This window comes from Streptomyces sp. NPDC057486, assembly GCF_042802415.1.
GTDB classification, from domain to species: domain Bacteria; phylum Actinomycetota; class Actinomycetes; order Streptomycetales; family Streptomycetaceae; genus Streptomyces; species Streptomyces yanii.
Genome location: NZ_JBHVEE010000033.1, coordinates 1 through 18,778 on the forward strand (window position 1 = coordinate 1; position 18,778 = coordinate 18,778).

The 18,778-nt window shown below is 65.9% G+C and carries 14 protein-coding genes and 4 pseudogenes; 10 read left to right on the plus strand and 8 right to left on the minus strand.

The genetic code is table 11. From position 1 onward, the window contains the following. Positions 1–583 precede the first annotated feature (583 nt). The 6 genes and pseudogenes from ACFU6I_RS17585 (at position 584) to ACFU6I_RS17610 (ending at position 5,516) form a co-directional block, all read left to right on the plus strand. The gene (locus ACFU6I_RS17585) at positions 584–1,249 is read left to right on the plus strand and encodes a hypothetical protein (RefSeq protein WP_384367111.1); all 666 of its coding nucleotides are present in this window, start codon (positions 584–586) and stop codon (positions 1,247–1,249) included. Between the two features lie 111 nt (positions 1,250–1,360). After that, entirely contained in the window at positions 1,361–1,501 is a 141-nt protein-coding gene (locus tag ACFU6I_RS17590; protein ID WP_384367114.1) for a hypothetical protein, read from the plus strand. Positions 1,502–2,601: 1,100 nt separating this feature from the next. Beyond that, on the plus strand, positions 2,602–2,958 hold the full coding sequence (locus tag ACFU6I_RS17595) for a hypothetical protein (protein WP_384367117.1): 357 nt from the start codon (positions 2,602–2,604) through the stop codon (positions 2,956–2,958). Between the two features lie 818 nt (positions 2,959–3,776). Next, positions 3,777–3,953: pseudogene (locus ACFU6I_RS17600) on the plus strand (DUF742 domain-containing protein); the annotation flags it as partial. Positions 3,954–4,149: 196 nt separating this feature from the next. After that, on the plus strand, positions 4,150–4,761 hold the full coding sequence (locus ACFU6I_RS17605; RefSeq protein ID WP_384367120.1) for an RNA polymerase sigma factor: 612 nt from the start codon (positions 4,150–4,152) through the stop codon (positions 4,759–4,761). Beyond that, positions 4,758–5,516: a hypothetical protein gene (locus ACFU6I_RS17610; RefSeq protein ID WP_384367123.1), complete on the plus strand. Its 759-nt coding sequence runs from the start codon at positions 4,758–4,760 to the stop codon at positions 5,514–5,516. The genes ACFU6I_RS17605 and ACFU6I_RS17610 overlap by 4 nt, the downstream gene beginning before the upstream one ends. A gap of 100 nt (positions 5,517–5,616) precedes the next feature. Here ACFU6I_RS17610 and ACFU6I_RS17615 read toward each other — a convergent pair. From ACFU6I_RS17615 to ACFU6I_RS17635, 5 genes and pseudogenes are all read right to left on the minus strand, one after another. After that, a pseudogene (locus tag ACFU6I_RS17615) lies at positions 5,617–6,260 on the minus strand (transposase family protein); the annotation flags it as partial. Between the two features lie 36 nt (positions 6,261–6,296). Beyond that, entirely contained in the window at positions 6,297–6,710 is a 414-nt protein-coding gene (locus ACFU6I_RS17620) for a hypothetical protein (RefSeq protein WP_384367126.1), read from the minus strand. Between the two features lie 171 nt (positions 6,711–6,881). Continuing rightward, positions 6,882–9,767 (minus strand): glycoside hydrolase N-terminal domain-containing protein, encoded by a 2,886-nt coding sequence (locus tag ACFU6I_RS17625; RefSeq protein ID WP_384367129.1) that lies wholly within the window; start codon positions 9,765–9,767, stop codon positions 6,882–6,884. Between the two features lie 665 nt (positions 9,768–10,432). After that, positions 10,433–10,525: pseudogene (locus tag ACFU6I_RS17630) on the minus strand (IS5/IS1182 family transposase); the annotation flags it as partial. A gap of 26 nt (positions 10,526–10,551) precedes the next feature. Then, a complete protein-coding gene (locus tag ACFU6I_RS17635) occupies positions 10,552–11,040 on the minus strand; it encodes a MarR family winged helix-turn-helix transcriptional regulator (RefSeq protein WP_384367132.1) in 489 nt (162 codons plus the stop codon). A 79-nt stretch (positions 11,041–11,119) separates the two neighbouring features. On the opposite strand from ACFU6I_RS17635, the gene ACFU6I_RS17640 reads away from it, so the two are divergent. Both ACFU6I_RS17640 and ACFU6I_RS17645 read left to right on the plus strand, forming a co-directional pair. Then, the gene (locus ACFU6I_RS17640; RefSeq protein WP_384367135.1) at positions 11,120–13,258 is read left to right on the plus strand and encodes an MMPL family transporter; all 2,139 of its coding nucleotides are present in this window, start codon (positions 11,120–11,122) and stop codon (positions 13,256–13,258) included. A gap of 128 nt (positions 13,259–13,386) precedes the next feature. Next, positions 13,387–14,306: pseudogene (locus ACFU6I_RS17645) on the plus strand (IS256 family transposase); the annotation flags it as partial. Between the two features lie 160 nt (positions 14,307–14,466). On the opposite strand, the gene ACFU6I_RS17650 reads toward ACFU6I_RS17645, so the two are convergent. From ACFU6I_RS17650 to ACFU6I_RS17660, 3 genes are all read right to left on the minus strand, one after another. Continuing rightward, entirely contained in the window at positions 14,467–15,237 is a 771-nt protein-coding gene (locus tag ACFU6I_RS17650; RefSeq protein WP_384367138.1) for an MBL fold metallo-hydrolase, read from the minus strand. 428 nt (positions 15,238–15,665) lie between these two features. Continuing rightward, a complete protein-coding gene (locus ACFU6I_RS17655; RefSeq protein WP_384367141.1) occupies positions 15,666–16,190 on the minus strand; it encodes a GNAT family N-acetyltransferase in 525 nt (174 codons plus the stop codon). A gap of 611 nt (positions 16,191–16,801) precedes the next feature. Beyond that, entirely contained in the window at positions 16,802–17,455 is a 654-nt protein-coding gene (locus tag ACFU6I_RS17660; protein WP_384367144.1) for a hypothetical protein, read from the minus strand. Between the two features lie 807 nt (positions 17,456–18,262). Between ACFU6I_RS17660 and ACFU6I_RS17665 the strand changes: the two genes are divergently transcribed. Together ACFU6I_RS17665 and ACFU6I_RS17670 are read left to right on the plus strand one after the other, a co-directional pair. Next, positions 18,263–18,418, plus strand: a complete 156-nt coding sequence (locus ACFU6I_RS17665) for a hypothetical protein (protein ID WP_384367147.1) — start codon at positions 18,263–18,265, stop codon at positions 18,416–18,418. A gap of 12 nt (positions 18,419–18,430) precedes the next feature. After that, positions 18,431–18,775 (plus strand): hypothetical protein, encoded by a 345-nt coding sequence (locus ACFU6I_RS17670; RefSeq protein ID WP_384367150.1) that lies wholly within the window; start codon positions 18,431–18,433, stop codon positions 18,773–18,775. Positions 18,776–18,778: the final 3 nt, after the last annotated feature.

Below are 18,778 nucleotides of genomic sequence, written 5' to 3' on the forward strand. Positions count from 1 at the left end.
CCTGCCCTGGTCACCATCGTCGGCGTCGTCGTCGGTATCCGGCTGTGCCGCTGGGCCAACGCCCGGTACTTCCACCTCGACCGCGGCTCCTGCGGACTGTGACCAAGGGCGCCCCACCGACACGTCCCGCCGAGGAAGCGGCCCTCGGCCGGAGCCTCTGCGGCTGGTTAGCCGGAGTAGCACGGGTCGCCGCCGTAGGTGGACTCGGCGCGGTTACGTCCACCTATCCCGTCACCACATAAGGAATCCGCGCAGGAGCATCACACATGCTGCACACAGTGTTTCGAAAGCCTTGTTAGCGTTACTGGTTGCTCGATTACATGTGCGAACGTGACCAGGCTGTGGCCCAGGTGGGCCGACGGCGCGTCGAACCAGGAAGACCGGAAGACTGCTGATGGATTACTGCTCCTCATGCCGTCGGCATCTCAATGGCGCCCTGGTGTGCCCGGGGTGCGGCGCCTACGCCCCGGACATCGCCCCGCCCGCCGGCGGCGGCTACAGCGAGTCGGCCCCGGCGATGGCAAGCACCGCACCGGCCACAACGGCTCACCGGGACACTGCGACCACCGAAACGTGGCATGACATGCTCCTCGACGCCGAGGCGGAGTCCAGCGATTCCACGAGCGTGGCCCCGCATGTTGCCGCCGATGTCGAGGACTTGCCGCCTGTGCGGCAGGGGCGTGCGGCACGTCGGCGCCAGCTGGTCCGCTGGAAGAAGAACAAGCGCCGGGCGGCGGTCGCCAGTGCTTTCGCACTCGTCGGAGGCGGCCTGACCATCGCCATGATGGACGGGACCTCCGCCGACCGGGTCGAGGCGGCCGTGGCACCGGACGACCCGAGCATCGGTGCCGTGGAGGAGCAGACGCCCGAGCAGAATCGTTCGTCTTCCGCGCCAGCAACCAGTCAGCGTACTCACCGGTCGTCACACGCCGCTTCCAAGCCGCAGCCGCCGGCGAGGACTAACGCCCCGCGAGAGCAGGCGCTCGTGGTCTCGCCGCGTACGACGCCGCCGATCGACCGGCCGGAGGCCGCCGCGCCTGGCCGCCCGGCCGCGACGCCGACCTTGCAGCCGCACAGCACCGCCCCCTCCGCCGGAGACACGGCTCCCGACCGCCCCGATACAACGGCGCAACAGCCGTCGACGCCCACGCCCGCTAACGGCACGGACTCGGGCACGTCCCAGACCCGCCCCGCACGGGTGCCGACGTCGCCGACGGACGTCTGTCTACTCGGACTGTGCCTCAGCTGACCACGCCTGCACCCGGTCCGTTCCCGGTCGAACGATTCTCGAGGTTCGCGGGCCGTATGCCAGTCTGTGAGCAATAGTCCCGGCCGACGGGAAGGAGAGGAGGCAGAGCCCATGAGTCCCCGCGACGAATTCCAAGTCCTCCTGCGCCGCATCGGCCGGTGGTGGGCCATCGACATTCCCCACCTCAACCTCCACACCCAGTGCCGCACACTTGAAAGTACGGAGGACCTGGCGCGCGGTCTCGTCGCCTAAGCCGTCGGGGCCCCCGCGGACTTGATCGTCCTGAAGACGGTGGTGCCCGAACTCGAGCCCGTGCTCGGTCCGGTAGCCGAAGCGCGGCACCGTCGGGCCGCCGCGGTCGCCGCCGAGGACCAGGCGATCGCCGCCGCAAGGCCCCGGCACCACGAAGGGCACGGCCAACTCCCGCACACCACCCACCGCGTCACCCCCTCCCACCAGGCCGGGCACCTGCCATCCATCTTGGGTGCACCTGCCACGTGTCGGTCGAGCGCCCAGGCCGGGCTCTTGCGAGCAGGGGCAGACCTGTCACGGGGGGGAAACGGGTCTGCCCCTGCACGATGGCGCCCGCGTACCTCCCCCACGAAGAGCAGGCGCCTGACCCCACTCGGGGGGCACTCTCATCAGCGGTTGATACGACGGAAGTGTCACGGGTGACCCACGGGTAACTGGATCCGTCACATGATCTGCACGAAGCCAGCAGGCTGCTCACGCAATTCACACGCGCAGATCACACAATGACTGTTCCACACAACAAACTTGGGGGACAGCCACGGCCTACAGCCTGAACCCGTACATCAACACACCCATCACCCCAGCCTGGCCGCGCATGTACGGCTCGGGCCTCGCCCGTGTCATCTGAACACTCGTGCCCGTGGTCAGCATGAGCCTGCTTGCCGTGCCGAGCAGGCTGAGCGTGCTCCCGTCGATGGAGCCAGGCTGATCGCCAGACTCCGGTCCTCAACCTCCGGCAAGCTCACCGTCCCCGAAGCAAGCAGCCTCCAGCGCACCGCATGGCGGTCCAGCAGCCGCGTCCGGCAGAAGGTACTGGATCTCGGGTGAGGTGCTTGTCGACAGCAGCAGTTGCCAGGTGACGGTGACGTTCGGAAGCCTTCTTGACCATCCGCAAAAGTGAGCATGCGCACGAACATTTGGGTAAGTGCCGGAATAGGTAAGCATATTTTGGATATCGCAGCGCACGTGTAACGCAACGGCACTGGGATGGCGCAGACATATACAGGGAGCGGGCAAACGACCCGTGCGCCCGAGAAGGCCCATGTTCCTCTGAGAGGGCGCTCTCCCCGCCGAACGCAATGCGTCAGATTGGATTTCTTGTGAGCAGTACTGACCCGGTTCCCGGATACCAGGCCTATGACCAGCACCAAGGCGGCTCACCCCGCTCCGTCCACCGCCAAGGCGCCCCTCGGCGGGTAGCTCTGGCTGTGCGCACGATCGCCGATATTGCCGCCGGCTGCCTTGCCCTGTGGGTCCTGCTGTATCTGCTGGGCGCCAACCAAGCCAATGTCTTCGTCGCGTTTGTGCACGGAGCGGCCGACTTGCTGGCCTGGTGGTCACAGGACATTTTCACGATGGACACAGAAGGTCTGCGAATTATCCTCAATTACGGCCTGCCGGCCGTGATGTATATGCTGATCGGTCATGGAATCGCTGCGCGACTGAACCAGGCATGAACCAGTTCGGCTCTCATCCGGGTCGGGGGACCAGCGGCGTTCGCTATCTCTTCGCAACTTCTTATCCGTCCGAGTACGGACAGCTGCCCGCACCGTCGTACGCGGGCAGCGGAGCAATGACTTGGCGCTGTCGCAGCGCCCATGACCCCTCGTACTGGCCGCAGCGCGCCGACACAGGGACTCCCTGATGATCGCGCAGCAACCCCGCCCTGAGGCTGTGTCAGGTGGCCCAGCCGCAGCGGAAGGACCGGCACTGTGACACGAAACCCAGACCGAGACGATCACCTGCCCATCTATGAGGGCCTGGTACGCGAATGCGGCGACGTTCTGGCAGAAGCCCACCGCGCGTCCCAACAGGCGCTTCACCAGGCGGCAGCACTGATCGGGCCGGAAGCAGTCCAGTCGGAGCCACAGAGACAGCGGCAGGACTTCACCGCCTGATCCGTGCTCGGTTCACCGGTCGGGCCCCTCCGGAGGGCCCTCCCTCCAGTTCAGAAACAGAAAGTGACCTCCAGTGAGCCTCATCCGCCGTACAACCCCGCATTCGATGACAAGGCGTTGCAGCAACCACAGCGGGCACAGACAGCCTCTGCCGACTGGGCTTGGCGCTGCCCACGGCCGGCCGGGGACTGCGCCGTGGACGCCGGTCCACTCCGCGTCCTCCTTGTCCAAGAACGCAGCCGGGCCGCGTTGATGCCGCCGTGGCGACACGACGACTGGGCCGGTGAACAGGCGCCCCACCGAAACCCTGATCTCCAGGACAGGACGGGCGGCGTGAACAGTCCCGGGAACAGGGGCAGCCTGGCCACGCGATACGGGCGGGCGGTGGCCACAGCCCGTTGGTGCGCCCCTATGCCATGACCCGCGGCCGGACCCGGGCACGGTATGCCCTGGCCATCGAGGCGTTGGTGCACACCACGGCGGAACCCGGAGGACTGACCGGCCAGTTGCCCGAGCACCGGCGGATCTGCCAGCTGTGCCGGGAGGTCAAGTCAAGGGACAGGCTCGTTTCCCCTGTGACGGGTCTGCCCCTGCACCCGTCGCCGGCAGCAGGGCGGAGCGAAGGACAACATCCCACTCGCATGATCGGTGTCCGTGATCGTTGTGTGGAGTGGCCACCGAGTATTTGGGATGCCGATGCGACCTGTCGTACGCTCCGGGGGCGTTGGTTGGCCGGTGGGGGGACGGATCGTGGGACGAGGAGGGCATGCTCAGCGCGTGTCGGCCGATGATCCCGCGCTGAGTACGGCGGTCGTTCGGGCCCAGGACGGTGACGAGGCCGCCTTCGTCGTGCTGTACCGGCTGGTCCAACCGGGTCTGCTCAGCTACCTGCGCGGGATCGCGGGCGAGGACGCCGAAGGCATCGCCGCCGCTGCCTGGCGGGAGATCGCATGCGAGCTACCACGCTTTCGCGGCGACGGGCATGGATTCCGCGGTTGGGCGGCGAGTATTGCCCGGCGTCACGCGCTGGGCCACTTCCGGCTTCACGGGGCAGCGCCCGGTTCTCCGGGAAGCCCCGGGACGCCGCCGACCGTGGACAACATCGCCCACACCCTGCCCGGAGCAACGCTTTCCGCCGAGACGGCCCAGGCCCTGGTCGCCCGGCTGCCCCGCGCCCAAGCCGAGGCGGTCCTTCTGCGTCATGCCGTACGCCTGGACGAACGCGCAGCCGCCCAAGTGATGGGCAGGCCCCGCCCTGTCGTACGGATGCTGGCCCGCCGCGGTTTGAGGAGCCTTGCCCGTCTGCTCCGCCCTGACGATCTGACACATCATGTGCCACGGCCCCTGGGGGAACCGAGATGAGCACCGATCGAAACGGGGATGAGCGGTTGAGCGGCGAGGCCCGTCGGCGCGACGCCACCCCGCCCCCTGGAACACCTCAGGACGTCGGCCCCGCGAACGACCTTGACGACCCATTCACCCCCGAAAGGACGGCCGAACGGATCAGCGCGGCCCTGCGGCAGCAGCCCGTGGACGACACCGCGGAGCAGGCCGCCATCGCCGCATTCCAAAGCGCGCGCAAGGCACGCGATCGGACCCTGAGCACCCGGCGCCGCGACGACTGGCGCCCGAGGCCCCAGAAGCACCGCTGGGCGCGCGGCGGAGCGGTCGCCCTCGTGACGAGCTCCCTGCTGGGCGGCATCGCCTTCGCCTCCATCGGCGTGGTGGACACGCGGCAGCACGACACTCCCAAGACCGGCACCAGCCACAGCACTCCGCCGGCACACACGCCCCGCGAGCAGAGCTCTCCTTCCTCCGGGCCCAGCACGGCACCGACCACCCCCTCCCGACACCCCGGAACGACGAAGGACGTCGAGGCGCACTGCCGTGCCTACGAGAGGGTCAAGAACCGTGGACACGCCCTGGACGCCACGGCATGGCAGCGTCTCATCCGTGCTGCAGGCGGCAAACAGCACGTGGCGGCCTACTGCGCCCAGTTGACGGGCTCAGCAGACACGGCCACCTCGTCGCCGAAGAAGGCGAACAAGACCGGGAAAGGCCACGGCATGCCGAGCGCCAAAGCCAAGCCGTCGAAGGGCCGCTCCAGCCAGCCCTAGATGTTCTGTCCACGGAGGTTGGTGACAGGGTTCACGGCTGATTGATCTTGAAATGGGTGAGGGCCTTCTGGCCTGGTGTGGATTGCGACATCTGCACCGGGACGCGGGCGCGGACCTGCTTGTGGGACTTGTTGTGGGCCTGTTTCCAGTCGGGCAGTTCTTCGCCTTTGCGTCGTCGGTGGGGCATCACGAGCCCGGTGCCCGGATAGCCGTCGTCGGCGATGGTCATGGTTGTGCCGACGGCAGCCTTCGCGCCGGACTCCTCCGATGCCTTGCAGTCGTTGCGGTTGCCTGGCAGGGGCCGGCCGACCACCACGACGAGCCGGGTATCGGCGTCGATGACGACCTGGTGGTTGGTGGAGTATCGGTAGTTCTTGGACTGCTCTGCGACCGTGTGGTCGCGAGTGGGCACCAAGGTGCCGTCCACGATGAGTACGGTGTCCTTGGCGAACCGCTTGCGGGGCTGCAGCGCGAGTGACGGGCCGAGCTGGTCGATGATGCGGTCGGCCGCGGATTTCGATACGCCGAAGAGCGGTGCGAGTTGCGCATTGTCACGTTCGTGCGCCAGTAGGCCGCTACGAGCAGCACCCGGTCCTCCAGGAGAAGAGACCACGGGCGGCCCTTGCGGACCGGATCTGCACCCTCGCGGCGCAGAGCGGTCACCAGCTTGCCGCACGAACGCGGGCTCAGCCCGGTGAACGGGGCTGTCCAAGACGGCTCAGACGCCGTGATCACACCAGCCACAACAAGATCATCTCACTCGTGACCAGAGGAGGCGCCTCAGATGCGGACGCTCAGCCGCAGGTCAAGCTGATGGCGTAGACGAGCAGAGGCTCCACGAAGGGTTCCGAGCCTCCTCACCTCATCCACCTCGAGCTCCAGCCGGTCGGCGAGAGCGAGTACGGCGGCGTAGGGCCGCTCGCCCTCATCGAGCTTCGCTGCAACAGCTTCAAGGACAGCTCGAAGAACGACAGGGTTTGCACTGGGATGGTCTGCCAGCAGGCGAAGAAGCTTGTTGTCGTTCCATACGCTGTCGCGGGCCGCGCTCAGTTCCTGGAGGGCTTCGGGCGGGGTGTGGGGATTGGCGGCCAGGGCTTGCCAGACGAAAGGGTACGGACATTTCGCGAGACGCTGGAGGACCAAGCTGTCTCTCTCGGCACGTGCCAGTGCGAGGTAGTCGGCAGGCGTGGGCACGAGGATGGCCTCTCAAGATGGTCGAAGCCGCCATCCTGCCACTGGACCTTCGTCGCAGCGGGCTTCGGGCCGGTCATGACCAACCTGCCTCGACCATCACTTACGGGACAAGTCTTAGCAAGCTGGGCGTGTGCCCGGCAACCGGCGTCGCCGGGCACACGCCTCGGTGATTCAGCGGAATGTGGCTGCTAGCGCATTGAGTGCCTCCACCAACTTCGTACTCGCCTTCCCCTTTCGTGCCGCATTGTCGAGCTGCGCGGTGACCGCACGGTTCGACGCGGGCGGTTGGGCAAGGCGCTCTGCCTGCGCGATGTGCTGCCGAACCTGTTCCGCGGCGGAGCTCGCGAGCTCCCCGACGGTCTCGGCGCGATCGACGTGCCAGGAGACGTTGGCGAACCCAACACCTACGGGCTCGAAGGCGATCGTGTAGGTCTGCCCCTTGGTCGTGTCGAACGAGATCTCGTCGGCGCCGTTGGCTTTTGTGGCCACGAGGTTGCCGTCCGCGTCCTTTACCGTAGTCTGCACAATGCCCGGGTAGTCACCGACGAACGTGCCGCCGTTGCGAGCCATCACCCGGAACTCCGTGGCGGCGCCATTTTCCCACTTCATGTCCAAGACGAAGTTTCCGCGCGCGACGAGGCCGTCGACGCTCCCGTCCTTCCACGCAATGGGGAGTGCCGGGAGGAACTGGGTGTAGCCGAGCTGGCTTTGCACCAGCATCTCGGTCATGCCTGCGGTCAGCCCGAAGTTGCCATCGATCTGGAACGGCGGGTGGGAGTCCAGCAGATTGTCCATCAGGCCGTTCCGGTTCCCGGCAAGCATCGCGCGCACCATGGAGTAGGTGTCCTCGGCGAGGCCGGTCCTGGCGTACATGTTGATCTTCATAGCCTTGGACCAACCCGTGCCGTTGAGGCTGCGCTGCTCGAGCGACTTGATGGCAGCATCCATCCACTCGGGCGTGTCCTTGCTGATCAGCGTGCCGGGGAAGAGTCCGACGAGCTGCGATGTGTGGCGGTGCACAGAGCCTTGGTTGGCGCTGCCACCGGCACCGAAGTTCCAGATGCCCACCTCGGGGAGATCGCCGGCCTGGGCCTTGCCGAGGGTGGTCTCCTCGAACCACTCCTTCACCTGACCCTGTTGCCCGATCAGGATCGGGTTGAGCTGCGACTGCTTGTCCTGCCACACCGCGCGCAGGTCCGCGTCGACCCCGAGTTTCTCGGAGGCCTCGATCGCCATGCGGTAGAGCTCCCACACCAGGGACTGGTCGTATGCGGTTCCGACGGCTGTCGGGCCCTGCTCGGCTGAGACGCTCGGTGCCACGGTAAGTCGCTTCTGGTACGGGCTGTACCAGAGGTACTCGTTCCAGAACGCGGCCATCTCCTTGAGCATGGGGTACGCGGTGTCGCGCAGGAAGGTCTCGTCGCCGGTGAAGAGGTAGTAGTCGTAGAGGTTCTGCATCACCCACGACGATCCGCCGATGTTCCAGCCGTACTCCTGCGAACCGATCGGCGCGGTGTGCCCGAACGGGTTCACCTGGGTGTTGATGAGAAATCCCTTGCCGGTCCCGAGCGGCGCGTGTGCGAAGTCCTCGGTCTCCACCGCTGCGGACCGCTCAGCCGTCAGTCGACCCGGAACCACGAGCGACTCGACGAAGTCGTTGAGCGGCACCTGGGTCTCGGCAAGGTTGGTGATCATCGTCGGCCAGTAGTTCATCTGGACGTTGACGTTGAAGTGGTAGTCCGCTCCCCAGAAGGCGCTCGCGCTGCCGATCATCCACAGACCGCAGAGGTTTGTGGGAAGGTCGCCGATCCGCGAGCCGGCGATGCTGAGGTAGCGACCGAACTGGTACGCCATCTGGTCGACTGCGAGATCGTAGGATCCTGCGCGGTAGCTCCTCATGAGCTGATCGGTGGGGATGTCGGGTATGGATGCGCCTACGTCGAATTGCACGCGCGAGAAGAGCTCCTGGTAGTCGGCCAGGTGCCTATCGAGCAGGGCGCCGTATCCGCTGGCGATGGCGGAGTCCACGCGTTGCGTGAGTTTGCCGTGCGGGTCTTCGCCTCGGTACGTCGGGTAATCGTTTTTGTAGTTCGTGCCCGTCGAGTAGACGAGCGTGACGGTGTCGGCGGCGGTGACCGTCAGCGTGCGGCCATCGCCGCTCGAGACAGCTCCGCCCTCGTTCTGCAGCTTGAGCTGCATCTCGGCCCGCATCTGGTTGTCGCTCACCTGGCCGGCGAGGGTGATCCGCTTCTCGTTCGGATCCGCGGTGGCAGTGGTGGTCAGTCCGCTCGCCGCCGTCGTCGACATCGTGAAAGTGAGCTTGCCCGGCTCGGAGGCACTCAGGCGCACCACGGCGACCTGGTCAGGATGGCTCACGAAGTACTCACGCTGGTAGTGCACGCCGCCGTGGTCGAAGTTCACAGTCGAGACGGCGGTGCTCATGTCCAGGTCGCGAACGTAGTTCGATGCCGATGCGTCGGTGATGCCGGTGGCGCTGAAGTCCAGGTAGAGGTCACCGAAGTCCTGGTACATGCCCATTCCGCCTGTGTCGCCGAACATCAGGCTGGTGAGTTGCGGGTTGGCGCCGCCGGCGCCGGTGGGCGGGAGGCCGAAGACGTTGGTGGCCTTGTTGTCGAGAGCGAGGCGGTAGTTGTTCAGTTGCTCAGGCGTGATCGCTGTCGCCTTGTTGCCACCGAGGTAGGTGCGCCCATTTGCAGGCCCGCCTCTCCACAGGGTCTTCTCATTGAAGTGGAGGCGGTCTCGCCCGGGGTTGCCGAATGCCATCAGGCCAGTCGTGCCGTTGCCCTGCACCAGCGCCTGGTTCTCCCAGTCAGACACCGGGGTGGTGTACCACATACGCAGGGGCTTGCCCTTGGAGTCTGCAAGTTGCGCGGTGGCCGCCGTCTGGTTGAGGGGCGCCCCCGGAGCGCCGGGTGCCGTGATGGCGGAGGCCTGGGCCGCAGGGATGCCGCCAGTCAGCTGAGTGATCACAGGTGCAAGGGCGAGGGCACTGCCGATCTTGAGGATCCTTCGTCGCTGCGGTTGGAATTCATTCATCACGGTGAGATCTCCCGACTCATTCATCGGCTCTTTCGCAGAGGGAGGGATAGCCGCATCGCCGTATATCGAGGCGTGATCATCTTGGCCGAAGGATAGATCGGATGTCTAGGGGTGTGCGTGGTGTTGTCAACGTGTCAGGTCGGGGCGCACGGAGAGCGTGGTGGTGAACCGGACCGTGTTCGGTGGGTGGGGCAGGCGGGGGACGCCTCGAACGATCTTGCTGGCCGGTTGGTGTGCACGAAAGAACGGGCCTCTTGGCAGAGACGAGGTTGTCGACCAACTCTGCATGGAGGCCCGTTGGGGCTGTCATGCCCGTAAGAGCGGGCCCGGTCAACCTCGGCGGTGCCGTGGAGCTTGGCCAGCGCGATGACCTCGGCCATCGGCCTCACCCGCCTGACCCCCAGCGCGAACGACCCGCTCCGCGCCTTCCTGACCCACACGCAGCCGACCAGCACAAAAGACCCACCGGCGCCAGTAGCAAGCGCAGCTGCTTATAGACGCACCACCACACACGGGAGGGCCGAGATCATTCCCACCCAACTACAAGACCGCAGGCCAACCACCCGAACAACCAAACCGAACACACCACCAGGCCACGCCAGCCACACCCCGAAAACGACCGCTCTCCAGCTCCGAATCCCAACCAAAAGACGGGACACCAGACCAGAGCAGTCGACACCGGACTCGGTGAAAGCCCGGCAGTCGTTGCGGCTGCCGGGTAGTGGGTCACCGATGGTCACCACCAGGCGGCTGTTGATCACGCTCCGCAGTTCACACCTCCTTACGGTTGCGTCTCGTGCTCAGCTGCCAGTGCGGCATTGAGTGTGCCCAGGAAGGCGGCGATCGTTGTGAGTTGGTCCGCGGTGAACTGACTGCGCGCGGTCTGCGTCGCTCGTGCCAGCGGGGCGAAGTACTGACGGGCAAGGGCACGAGCGTCAGCGTTGTAGACGAGATGGACGACCCTGCGGTCCGCGCTGTCGCGTACGCGGCTGATGTGCCCCGAGCGCTCCAGGCGGTCGAGGCAGGCCGTCACTGCCCCTGAGGTGAGACGCAGCTCTTCTCTGAGATGCGAAGGAGTGACGGGCCCGCCAGGGTCCGCCGATGAATCCATGATCACAGCAAGGGCATGGATGTCCGTTGCGTGCAGTCCATGCTGATGCGCGAAGTCCAGAGTGCTGCGGTTCAGCTCACGGTTGAGCGTGCGCAACAGAACGGCGTAGGCAAGCAGGTCACTGGCCTGGTCGTCGGCGGCTGGTGAAGGTGACTGCATGCCCCAAGTATAGTGTCACTCAATCATTGAGATAGTTAATCTTTGAGGTACCTGCACTGCCCGCCCCGTTAGGGAGTCAATGAACAGCGCGCGCCGACCAGTCCGTTGGCTGGTCCCTCTCGTCCTCGTGGTCGTCTGGCTCGGCATGGGGGGAGCATTCGGCTCCTACGCGGGCAAGCTCGGAGAAGTCTCCACCAACGACCAGGCTGCCTTCCTGCCCCGGAACGCCGAGTCCACGAAGGTGATCGAGCAGCAGAAGGCCTTCAATCAGCAGGAGACCCTGCCTGCCATCGTCGTCTGGACTACCACCGAAGGCGGCGACATCTCGCAGGCTCAGCAGAAGGCGGCTACCGTCGCACTGCAGTCACTAGCGAGCGCACAGGGCGTAGACGGTGCCCCCTCCCCAGCAGTCCGTTCAGGGGACGGCCAGGCACTTCAGGGCGTCCTGCCACTGTCCCCCGATCTCGGGGAGGATCTTGGCGAAGTCCTCGACAAGATCCAGGTCGCAGCAGATGCGGTACCGGACACGCGGGCTCAGCTCGCCGGGCCCGCGGCGACCCAGGGAGATCTGGGGGAAGCGTTCGCAGGCATCGACGGGCTTCTGCTGGGCGTGGCCCTTGCAGCCGTGCTCATCATCCTGCTGCTGGTCTACCGCAGCATTCTGCTCCCCTTCCTGATCATCATCAGCTCCGTCTTTGCCCTCGGCGTCGCCGGTGCAATCGTCTACGTGCTCGCCGACAACGACATCGTCCGCGTGGACGGCCAAGTGCAGGGCATTCTGTCCATCCTCGTGATCGGCGCAGCCACCGACTACGCACTTCTCCTCACAGCGCGCTTCCGTGAAGAACTCGCTACCACCAGCGACCGAGCCGCAGCCGCCTGGGCTGCCACCCGAGGATCGTTCGGAGCCATCACCGCCAGCGCAGCCACCGTCGCACTCGGCCTGCTCGCACTCCTCCTGAGCGACCTGACCAACAACAGGGCCCTGGGACCGGTCGGCGCGATCGGTGTGGTCTGCGCCGTCCTCACGACCCTCACGTTCCTCCCCGCGGTCCTGGCCCTGATGGGCAAGGCCGCCTTCTGGCCCGCAAAGCCGAGGTCAGCCGACGCGGAAACCGGTGGTCACGGAATCTGGCGCCGCGCCGCCCACTGGGTTGACAGCCGCCCCCGGCAGCTGTGGATCATCACCACCGCACTTCTCCTGGCCGGCGCGGCATTCTTTCCCGCCCTTCAGTCGAAGGGAGTGCCCCTCGATGAACTATTCGTCAACGATGCCCCGTCCGTGGCCGCGCAACAGACGTTGGGAAAGCACTTCCCCGGCGGATCCGGTCAGCCGGCGGTCATCATCGCCGACGCCGACAACCAGGACGCGGTGCAGAAGGCCGCATCCCGGACGCCAGGAGTGGCCAGCGCGCGGGTGGTCACCAGCACCCCGAACGGACAGCCGCTGGTTGTCGACGGCCGAGTCCGCATCGACGCCACTCTCGCCGACGCCCCTGATAGCGATGCCGCCAAGAAGGCCGTCCAGAACCTGCGCGACCAGGTCCACGCCACCGACCCGAGCACACTGGTGGGTGGCTACACGGCCCAGCAGTACGACACGCAGCGCACCGCTGAGCACGACAAGAACCTCATCATCCCCGTCGTTCTCGCGATCATCCTCGCGATCCTGATCGTCCTGCTCCGCTCCCTGCTCCTGCCTGTCCTGCTGGTCGCAACAGTGGGCCTGAACTACCTGGCGACCCTCGGGATCGCCGGACTCGTCTTCGAGCACGGATTCGGCTTCTCCGGCACGGACGCCTCCGTGCCCTTGTACGGATTCGTCTTCCTCGTCGCCCTGGGAGTCGACTACAACATCTTCCTCATGTCCCGAGTACGCGAGGAAACTCTGCGGCTGGGCACCAGAGAGGGCATGCTCCGCGGGCTCATCGCCACAGGTGGTGTGATCACATCGGCGGGAGTGGTTCTGGCGGCCACATTCGCGGCCCTCATCGTCATTCCACTCGCCTTCCTGGCCCAGATCGCCTTCATCGTCGCCTTCGGCGTGCTGCTCGACACAATTGTGGTCCGCTCACTCCTTGTGCCCGCGCTCGTCAGGGACATCGGGCGCGCGGTCTGGTGGCCCAGCCGGCTGAGCCGTGAAGCCGACCACGAACACCCGAACCTCACCGCAACCGACCTGGCGCCGAACGACAGGAGCGGTAGCTACACCGTCTAGAAGAAGCAGGGCACCGTGGCAACAGTCGAGGGACTGTAAGACGTTCGGGTCTGGCACGTAGTCGGTGGTGACGCCGGGTAGCCGCCGGTGAGCATGATCTGGTGATGGATGTCAACTCCTTTATGGGGACGGTGATACTGCCGCTGCTCTACCTCCACGACCTGTCCTCCGGCGACTTCGTGCCTGCCCTGGAGCAGTTCCTCGGTTCCACTGCCGGGCTCTCGGCGGCGACGGTCACCCGGCTGACGACGCAGTGGCAGGCCAACCACACTGCCTTCATGGACCGCGATTTGTCCGAGGTCGACTACGTGTACGTGTGGGCCGACGGCATCCACCTCAACGTCCGCCTGGAGGAGGCCAAGGCGTGCGTCCTGGTGCTCATCGGGGTCCGCACCGACGGCTCCAAGGAGCTGGTCGCGCTCAAGGACGGCTACCGCGAGTCCGCCGAGTCGTGGGCCGACCTGATGCGCGACTGCGCCCGCCGCGGCATGCGCGCCCCGGTCCTCGCGGTCGGCGGCGGAGCCCTGGGCTTCTGGAAGGCCCTGGCCGAGGTGTTCCCCGACACCCGCGAGCAAAGATGCTGGGTTCGCAAAACGGCCAATGCCCTTGATTCCATGCCGAAGTCGGCGCAGCCCGGCGCGAAGAAAGCCATCCAGGACATCTACAACGCGAAGACCGCGACCACGCCGAGGCGGCGGTCAGGACGTTCGCCCAGCTGTACGGCGCGAAGTTCCCCAAGGCGGTCAAGAAGATCACCGACGACCAGGAGGAACTGCTGGCGTTCTACGACTTTCCGGCGGAGCGCTGGATCCATCTGCGGAGCACGAACCCCATTGAGTCGACCTTCTCCACGGTCCGGCTGCGGACCAAGGTCACCTGCGGTGCCGGCTCCCGCACCGCCGCCTTGGCCATGGTCTTCAAGCTCGTCGAGTCCGCCCAGCAGCGGTGGCGGGCCGTGAACGTGCCCCGCCTCGTCGCCCTCGTCCGCGCCGGAGCCCGCTTCGAACGTGGCTGCCTTGTCGAACGCCCCGAGGCGGCCGCGGCCTAAGGGCTGTCACGTAATCCCTGGCGGGCGCACGACGACAGCTACGGCACCTCGCTGCGTTGTCGGAACGCCCTAATACGCCCAGTATGAGGACGGTCCTCCGCCTGGCGATGCACCGCATCTGACGCCGCGCGCTGATCCACCAGGGATTACGGGACAGCTCTTAGCCGATTGAGAAGGCGGCATCGGGGGCGGCGTAGTCGACGGGACCATCGAACCGCGCCGCGGCACGTGCCACTGCTTGCTGCGGCGTGAGGAAGCGGCCGACGTGCGTGACGATCAGTCGGCCCGCCCCGGCCGTGCTGGCTGTGTCGCCGGCGTCCTCGGGCGTGTGGTGCACCTGTTCGCCCTCGACTGGTGCCTGTGCGCTCTCGGCTTCGCACAACAGCACGTCGCATCCCTCGGCCAGGTCCGTGAGGCTCGGGCACGGTGCCGTGTCTCCGGAGTACACCAGCGACTTGCCCGCCGCCTCGATGCGCACGGCGAAGGCCGGAATGCCGTGCGACACGGCCCGGCTGGTCAGTCGGAGCGAGCCAACGGCCGCCTGATGCCCGTCGTGCAACTCGGTTACCGCGAAGGCGGATTCGATCGGGCTGCGAGCCGGAGTGTTGGTGAGAAAATTGGCCAGCCGGTCGGCGATTCCAGGCGGACCGTAGAGAGGGATCGGCGCTGCGAGCTGAATGTCCGCGTACAGGGCGCCGTAGTACGCGGTGAGCAGGTCCGCGCTGTGATCGGCGTGCAGATGCGAGATCCAGATCGCATCGAGCTCATCCAGCCGCACATGACGTTGGAGCGGGCCGAGCGTCCCGCTGCCCGCGTCCACCCAGATACGGGTGTCCCCGCTCGACACCAGGTAGCCGGAGCACGGATTGTCCACGCTCGGGTAGGGCGTCGCGCAGCCCAGGACCGTGAGGTGAAGAAGCTCGTCGCTCATCCCAAAGATCCTAGAACACACCATCCACAAGTCTTGACGATTACTCGCCATCGTGGATGCCGCGAGACTTTCTGGCCGGTCGATTGCTGTCGTGGCCTCGGCTTCTTCTTGCCCTGGGTCTTGTCGGGGATCTTGGGGGCCTGCGTTTTTGCAGCTCCAGGCCCTGATCGTGGTTGCCTGACCTGTCGTCATTGGTCGTTGTCAGCCGCTGGTGAGCGGCATCGGACGGCCGAGAAACGGTCCAGACACACACCAGTTGATCAATGACCTTCTGATCCGTAGCTCTATGCAGAACGGTCAGCGACGTCCGAACCGGCCTCGTCAGGGTCATCCGGAGCCACGGCGGTCCAAAGTCGGTCGATGGGGTTGCTGTGCTTCACTGCTGTACCGCAGCCTGGCACCTCGTTCTACGAGTTCACAGACTGCCTTCAGCGCAGATCGAGCAGCATCACGTCATGGAGGTCCGCGCCCTCGCCCCATGGCCGCGCCTCGCCGATCTTGCGGTATCCCCACGCCCGGTAAGCGGCCGACGCCGCCTTGCTCGCCGGGTGGACGTTCAACAGCACCCGCTCAGCTCCGATGCCGTCGAGCAGCGTCTTGTGCAGACGCCGCGCAACACCCTGTCCGCGCCACGGTCCGCGCACGGCGAGTTCCATGAGCCCGAAGGTGCGGTGCCCGTCCTCGCGCCGCATGCCGTCACGCACGGGCTCGGTCAGTTTGTCCCACCACCCCGTGTCGGGCCCGAGCCGGTAGCCGTACGCCATGCCGATCGGCTCGCCGTCCTCGGTACGGGCCAAGGCAGCGCGAAAGGTGCGGTTGCGAGCCGGTACGGGGAAGCGGCGGAAGGCGGCAGCAACGTCGTCCTCGGTCTCGTTGTAAGGAGGCCCAGCGAACGCTTCGGCGTAGATCAGCTTGAACGCATCCTCAGCCTGCACTGCGGCCGATCCATCCATGCGCTCTATCGTGATGGTCCCTTGCTGCGTCATGTGGTGCCCCCAGTCTCGCAAATGCGCTCGCCGCGCACTCGCGGCCGCTGAAACTCCCGGATCTTACCCACCAAGGGCATCGCCATCCACCCGAGTGTTCCACGCGCGATTCGGCGGTGACGACCGCGTGATGCACCCTCTGTTGGCCTGGTGGGCGGTGCTCTGCGCGCTATCAGCCAGGCCAGTGGACTGCACAGACTGACAAGAACCGCAGCAAGGATGCTGTAGCGACCGAGTACCTTTTGGACAGCGCCCTCGCCGCGGTGCCTGAGTTGATCCTCGCCGCGATCGACGAGGTGACGACCTAGTTCCGAGCCCACGAATAGTGGCCGACGCTGAGTGTCCAACTGCGTGACAACGCCGACGGACAGCGGCGGACAAGCGCGGACGCCTGCGGACCATCGGCGCAGGTGAGAGATGCAGCAGCCCAAGGTCAGACGCTCATCCAAGTTGCTTCGGGACGAAGAGGTCGTGGGTTCAAATCCCGCCACCCCGACAGCTGAAGCAGCAGAGCTCAGAGCCGGTTTCCTTCACGGGATACCGGCCCTGATGCGTTGTGCGCCCTTTGTATGCCCTCCTCAGCCAGGGAGCTTCGCCAGCTGCGCCTCCAGCAGGGGCCGCGGAAGCGTGTCCGTGATCACCATCATCGTGGTGAGGATGTGGTCGGTGCGGACGACGGCGTAGGTCGCGGGACTGCTTACGCTGGAGAGGCTGGTGGTGAACCGGAAGCCGACGGATTCGTCCCCGAGATCCGGGGCCTGGGACGGTTCGAGGTCGCGGTAGATCATGGGGGCGCCGGGAACCTTGAAGCTGCCCGAGCACTCCGTGAGCGCCTTGCGGACATCGTCGAGCGCCGAGCGGGCATCGTCTCCCTCATGGACAGTCACCCACAGCGCCCCGACGGTGGAGTTCAGCTCGCCAGGGCCCGAGAATTCGCGGACGGCCCGGGCGGTCGCGGGGCGCGGCGTATCGGTGAAGGCCAGCTGCGCAATGGGTAGGCACTCGTCCTTGTCGGCCCGGTACGCCCCCTCCGGAAGCAAGTCCTCGGCAGGCTCGGTCACCCGGAGGCCGGCGACGGTCCCCACCATGGTGAGCTTCTCAAGGGTGGCGTCGGACAGGGAGGGCCTGGCCGCGGGCCTGTCTGCCGGGCCGCTGTACTCGGAGCTGCTGCAGGCAGTAAGGAGCAGAGCGATCGAAAGGGCAGCAACGGCAGCGGTACGGCGAAGGCGCATGAAGAGTGCTCGGTTCTCTGAACGTCGCCTCCAGCAAGAGGCAAGGCGAAGGCGGGCAAGATGTGTTGAGCCTCCGGCGGTGGGGCGCCCAGACGTTCGACAAGTGAAGATCTAAGGCCAGAAGCCCCCAGGCGTCAAAACCCCTCGGCGGTGCCTGGCCATCCCCGACACCTCAAGGGCGCCGGGGTCTCTCGCACGTATGCTTCCGTGCTCAAGACGGTGCAGCACAGCGATCAAGGGATGCCGGGATAGGGCCCCAAGGCAAGTCCCGCTCCGCAGGCCCCTCGGTCTTCACGATCCGGCCCGTCTCAGCACCACGAACGACCGCGGTTCGATCAGTCGTCGAGCAGGTACTTGTCACCTGTCAGCAATAATGAACATGTTCAACTTCATCGTCAGGCTACGCGCGTGAGCGCGTGCGGCCGACCTCCCATCCGCATTCAGCAGGTCAGGCCCCAACTCGCCCCACCACGCTCCTGACGCGGTGCTCCTCTCGAGCTGAGCTTAAGGGCTCTCATGTAATCCCTGGCGGGCGCACGACGCCGGCTACGGCACCTCGCTGCGTTGTCGGAACACCCGAATACGCCCAGTATGAGGACGCTCCTCCGCCTTGCGATGCACCGCATCTGACGCCGCGCGCTGTTCCACCAGGGATTACGGGACAGCCCTTAGCTGCGCAATCAATTGGTAGGTGGGAAGGCTGCCCAGTCGTTCCCGGACCTCGGCGGGGACGGAGACGACGAGTGTGCGGATCTGGTTGCCCGGGTCGACTCGCCCACCGAACAGGCCCCGGGCACGCTGGGTGGCGTGACCAGCGCGTCGATCGTCGTGCACCGGCCCTCCATGTCGGGCGGTCGGAGGGGCACCGTGCACAGCAGCGGCCGGAACGAGATTCTCGGTACCGCCTACAGTGACTACGACTTGGTCGTGTTCCTGGAAGGCGCTGGCGTCGCCGACCAATGAGAGGATGAGTCGTTGTCGAATTTCATGGAGAACTACACTCTCTGGCGACGCTTGCCGTTTCCTGGTCTACGCCGCTCCGAGAATCTGTTGCGCGCAGGAGAGAACCTTGCACTCATTCATGCCGATCTAGCTCTCGCTGACGAACATGTGACCCAGGTGATCCTTTTTGTCGACGAGGGGATATTCAGGCCGGGCCAGGCGGACGTCATGGGGTTGCTTGAAGGGGTCATCTCTCGCCTGGAACGATTCGGCGAAGGCATGACCACCGAAGAACGAGAAGTTGTCGACGCCCATTATCAATATGCAGTTCTGCTGCAGCGAATCTATGGTGAATTTCTGCGCATAGGAGCTCCATAGCCC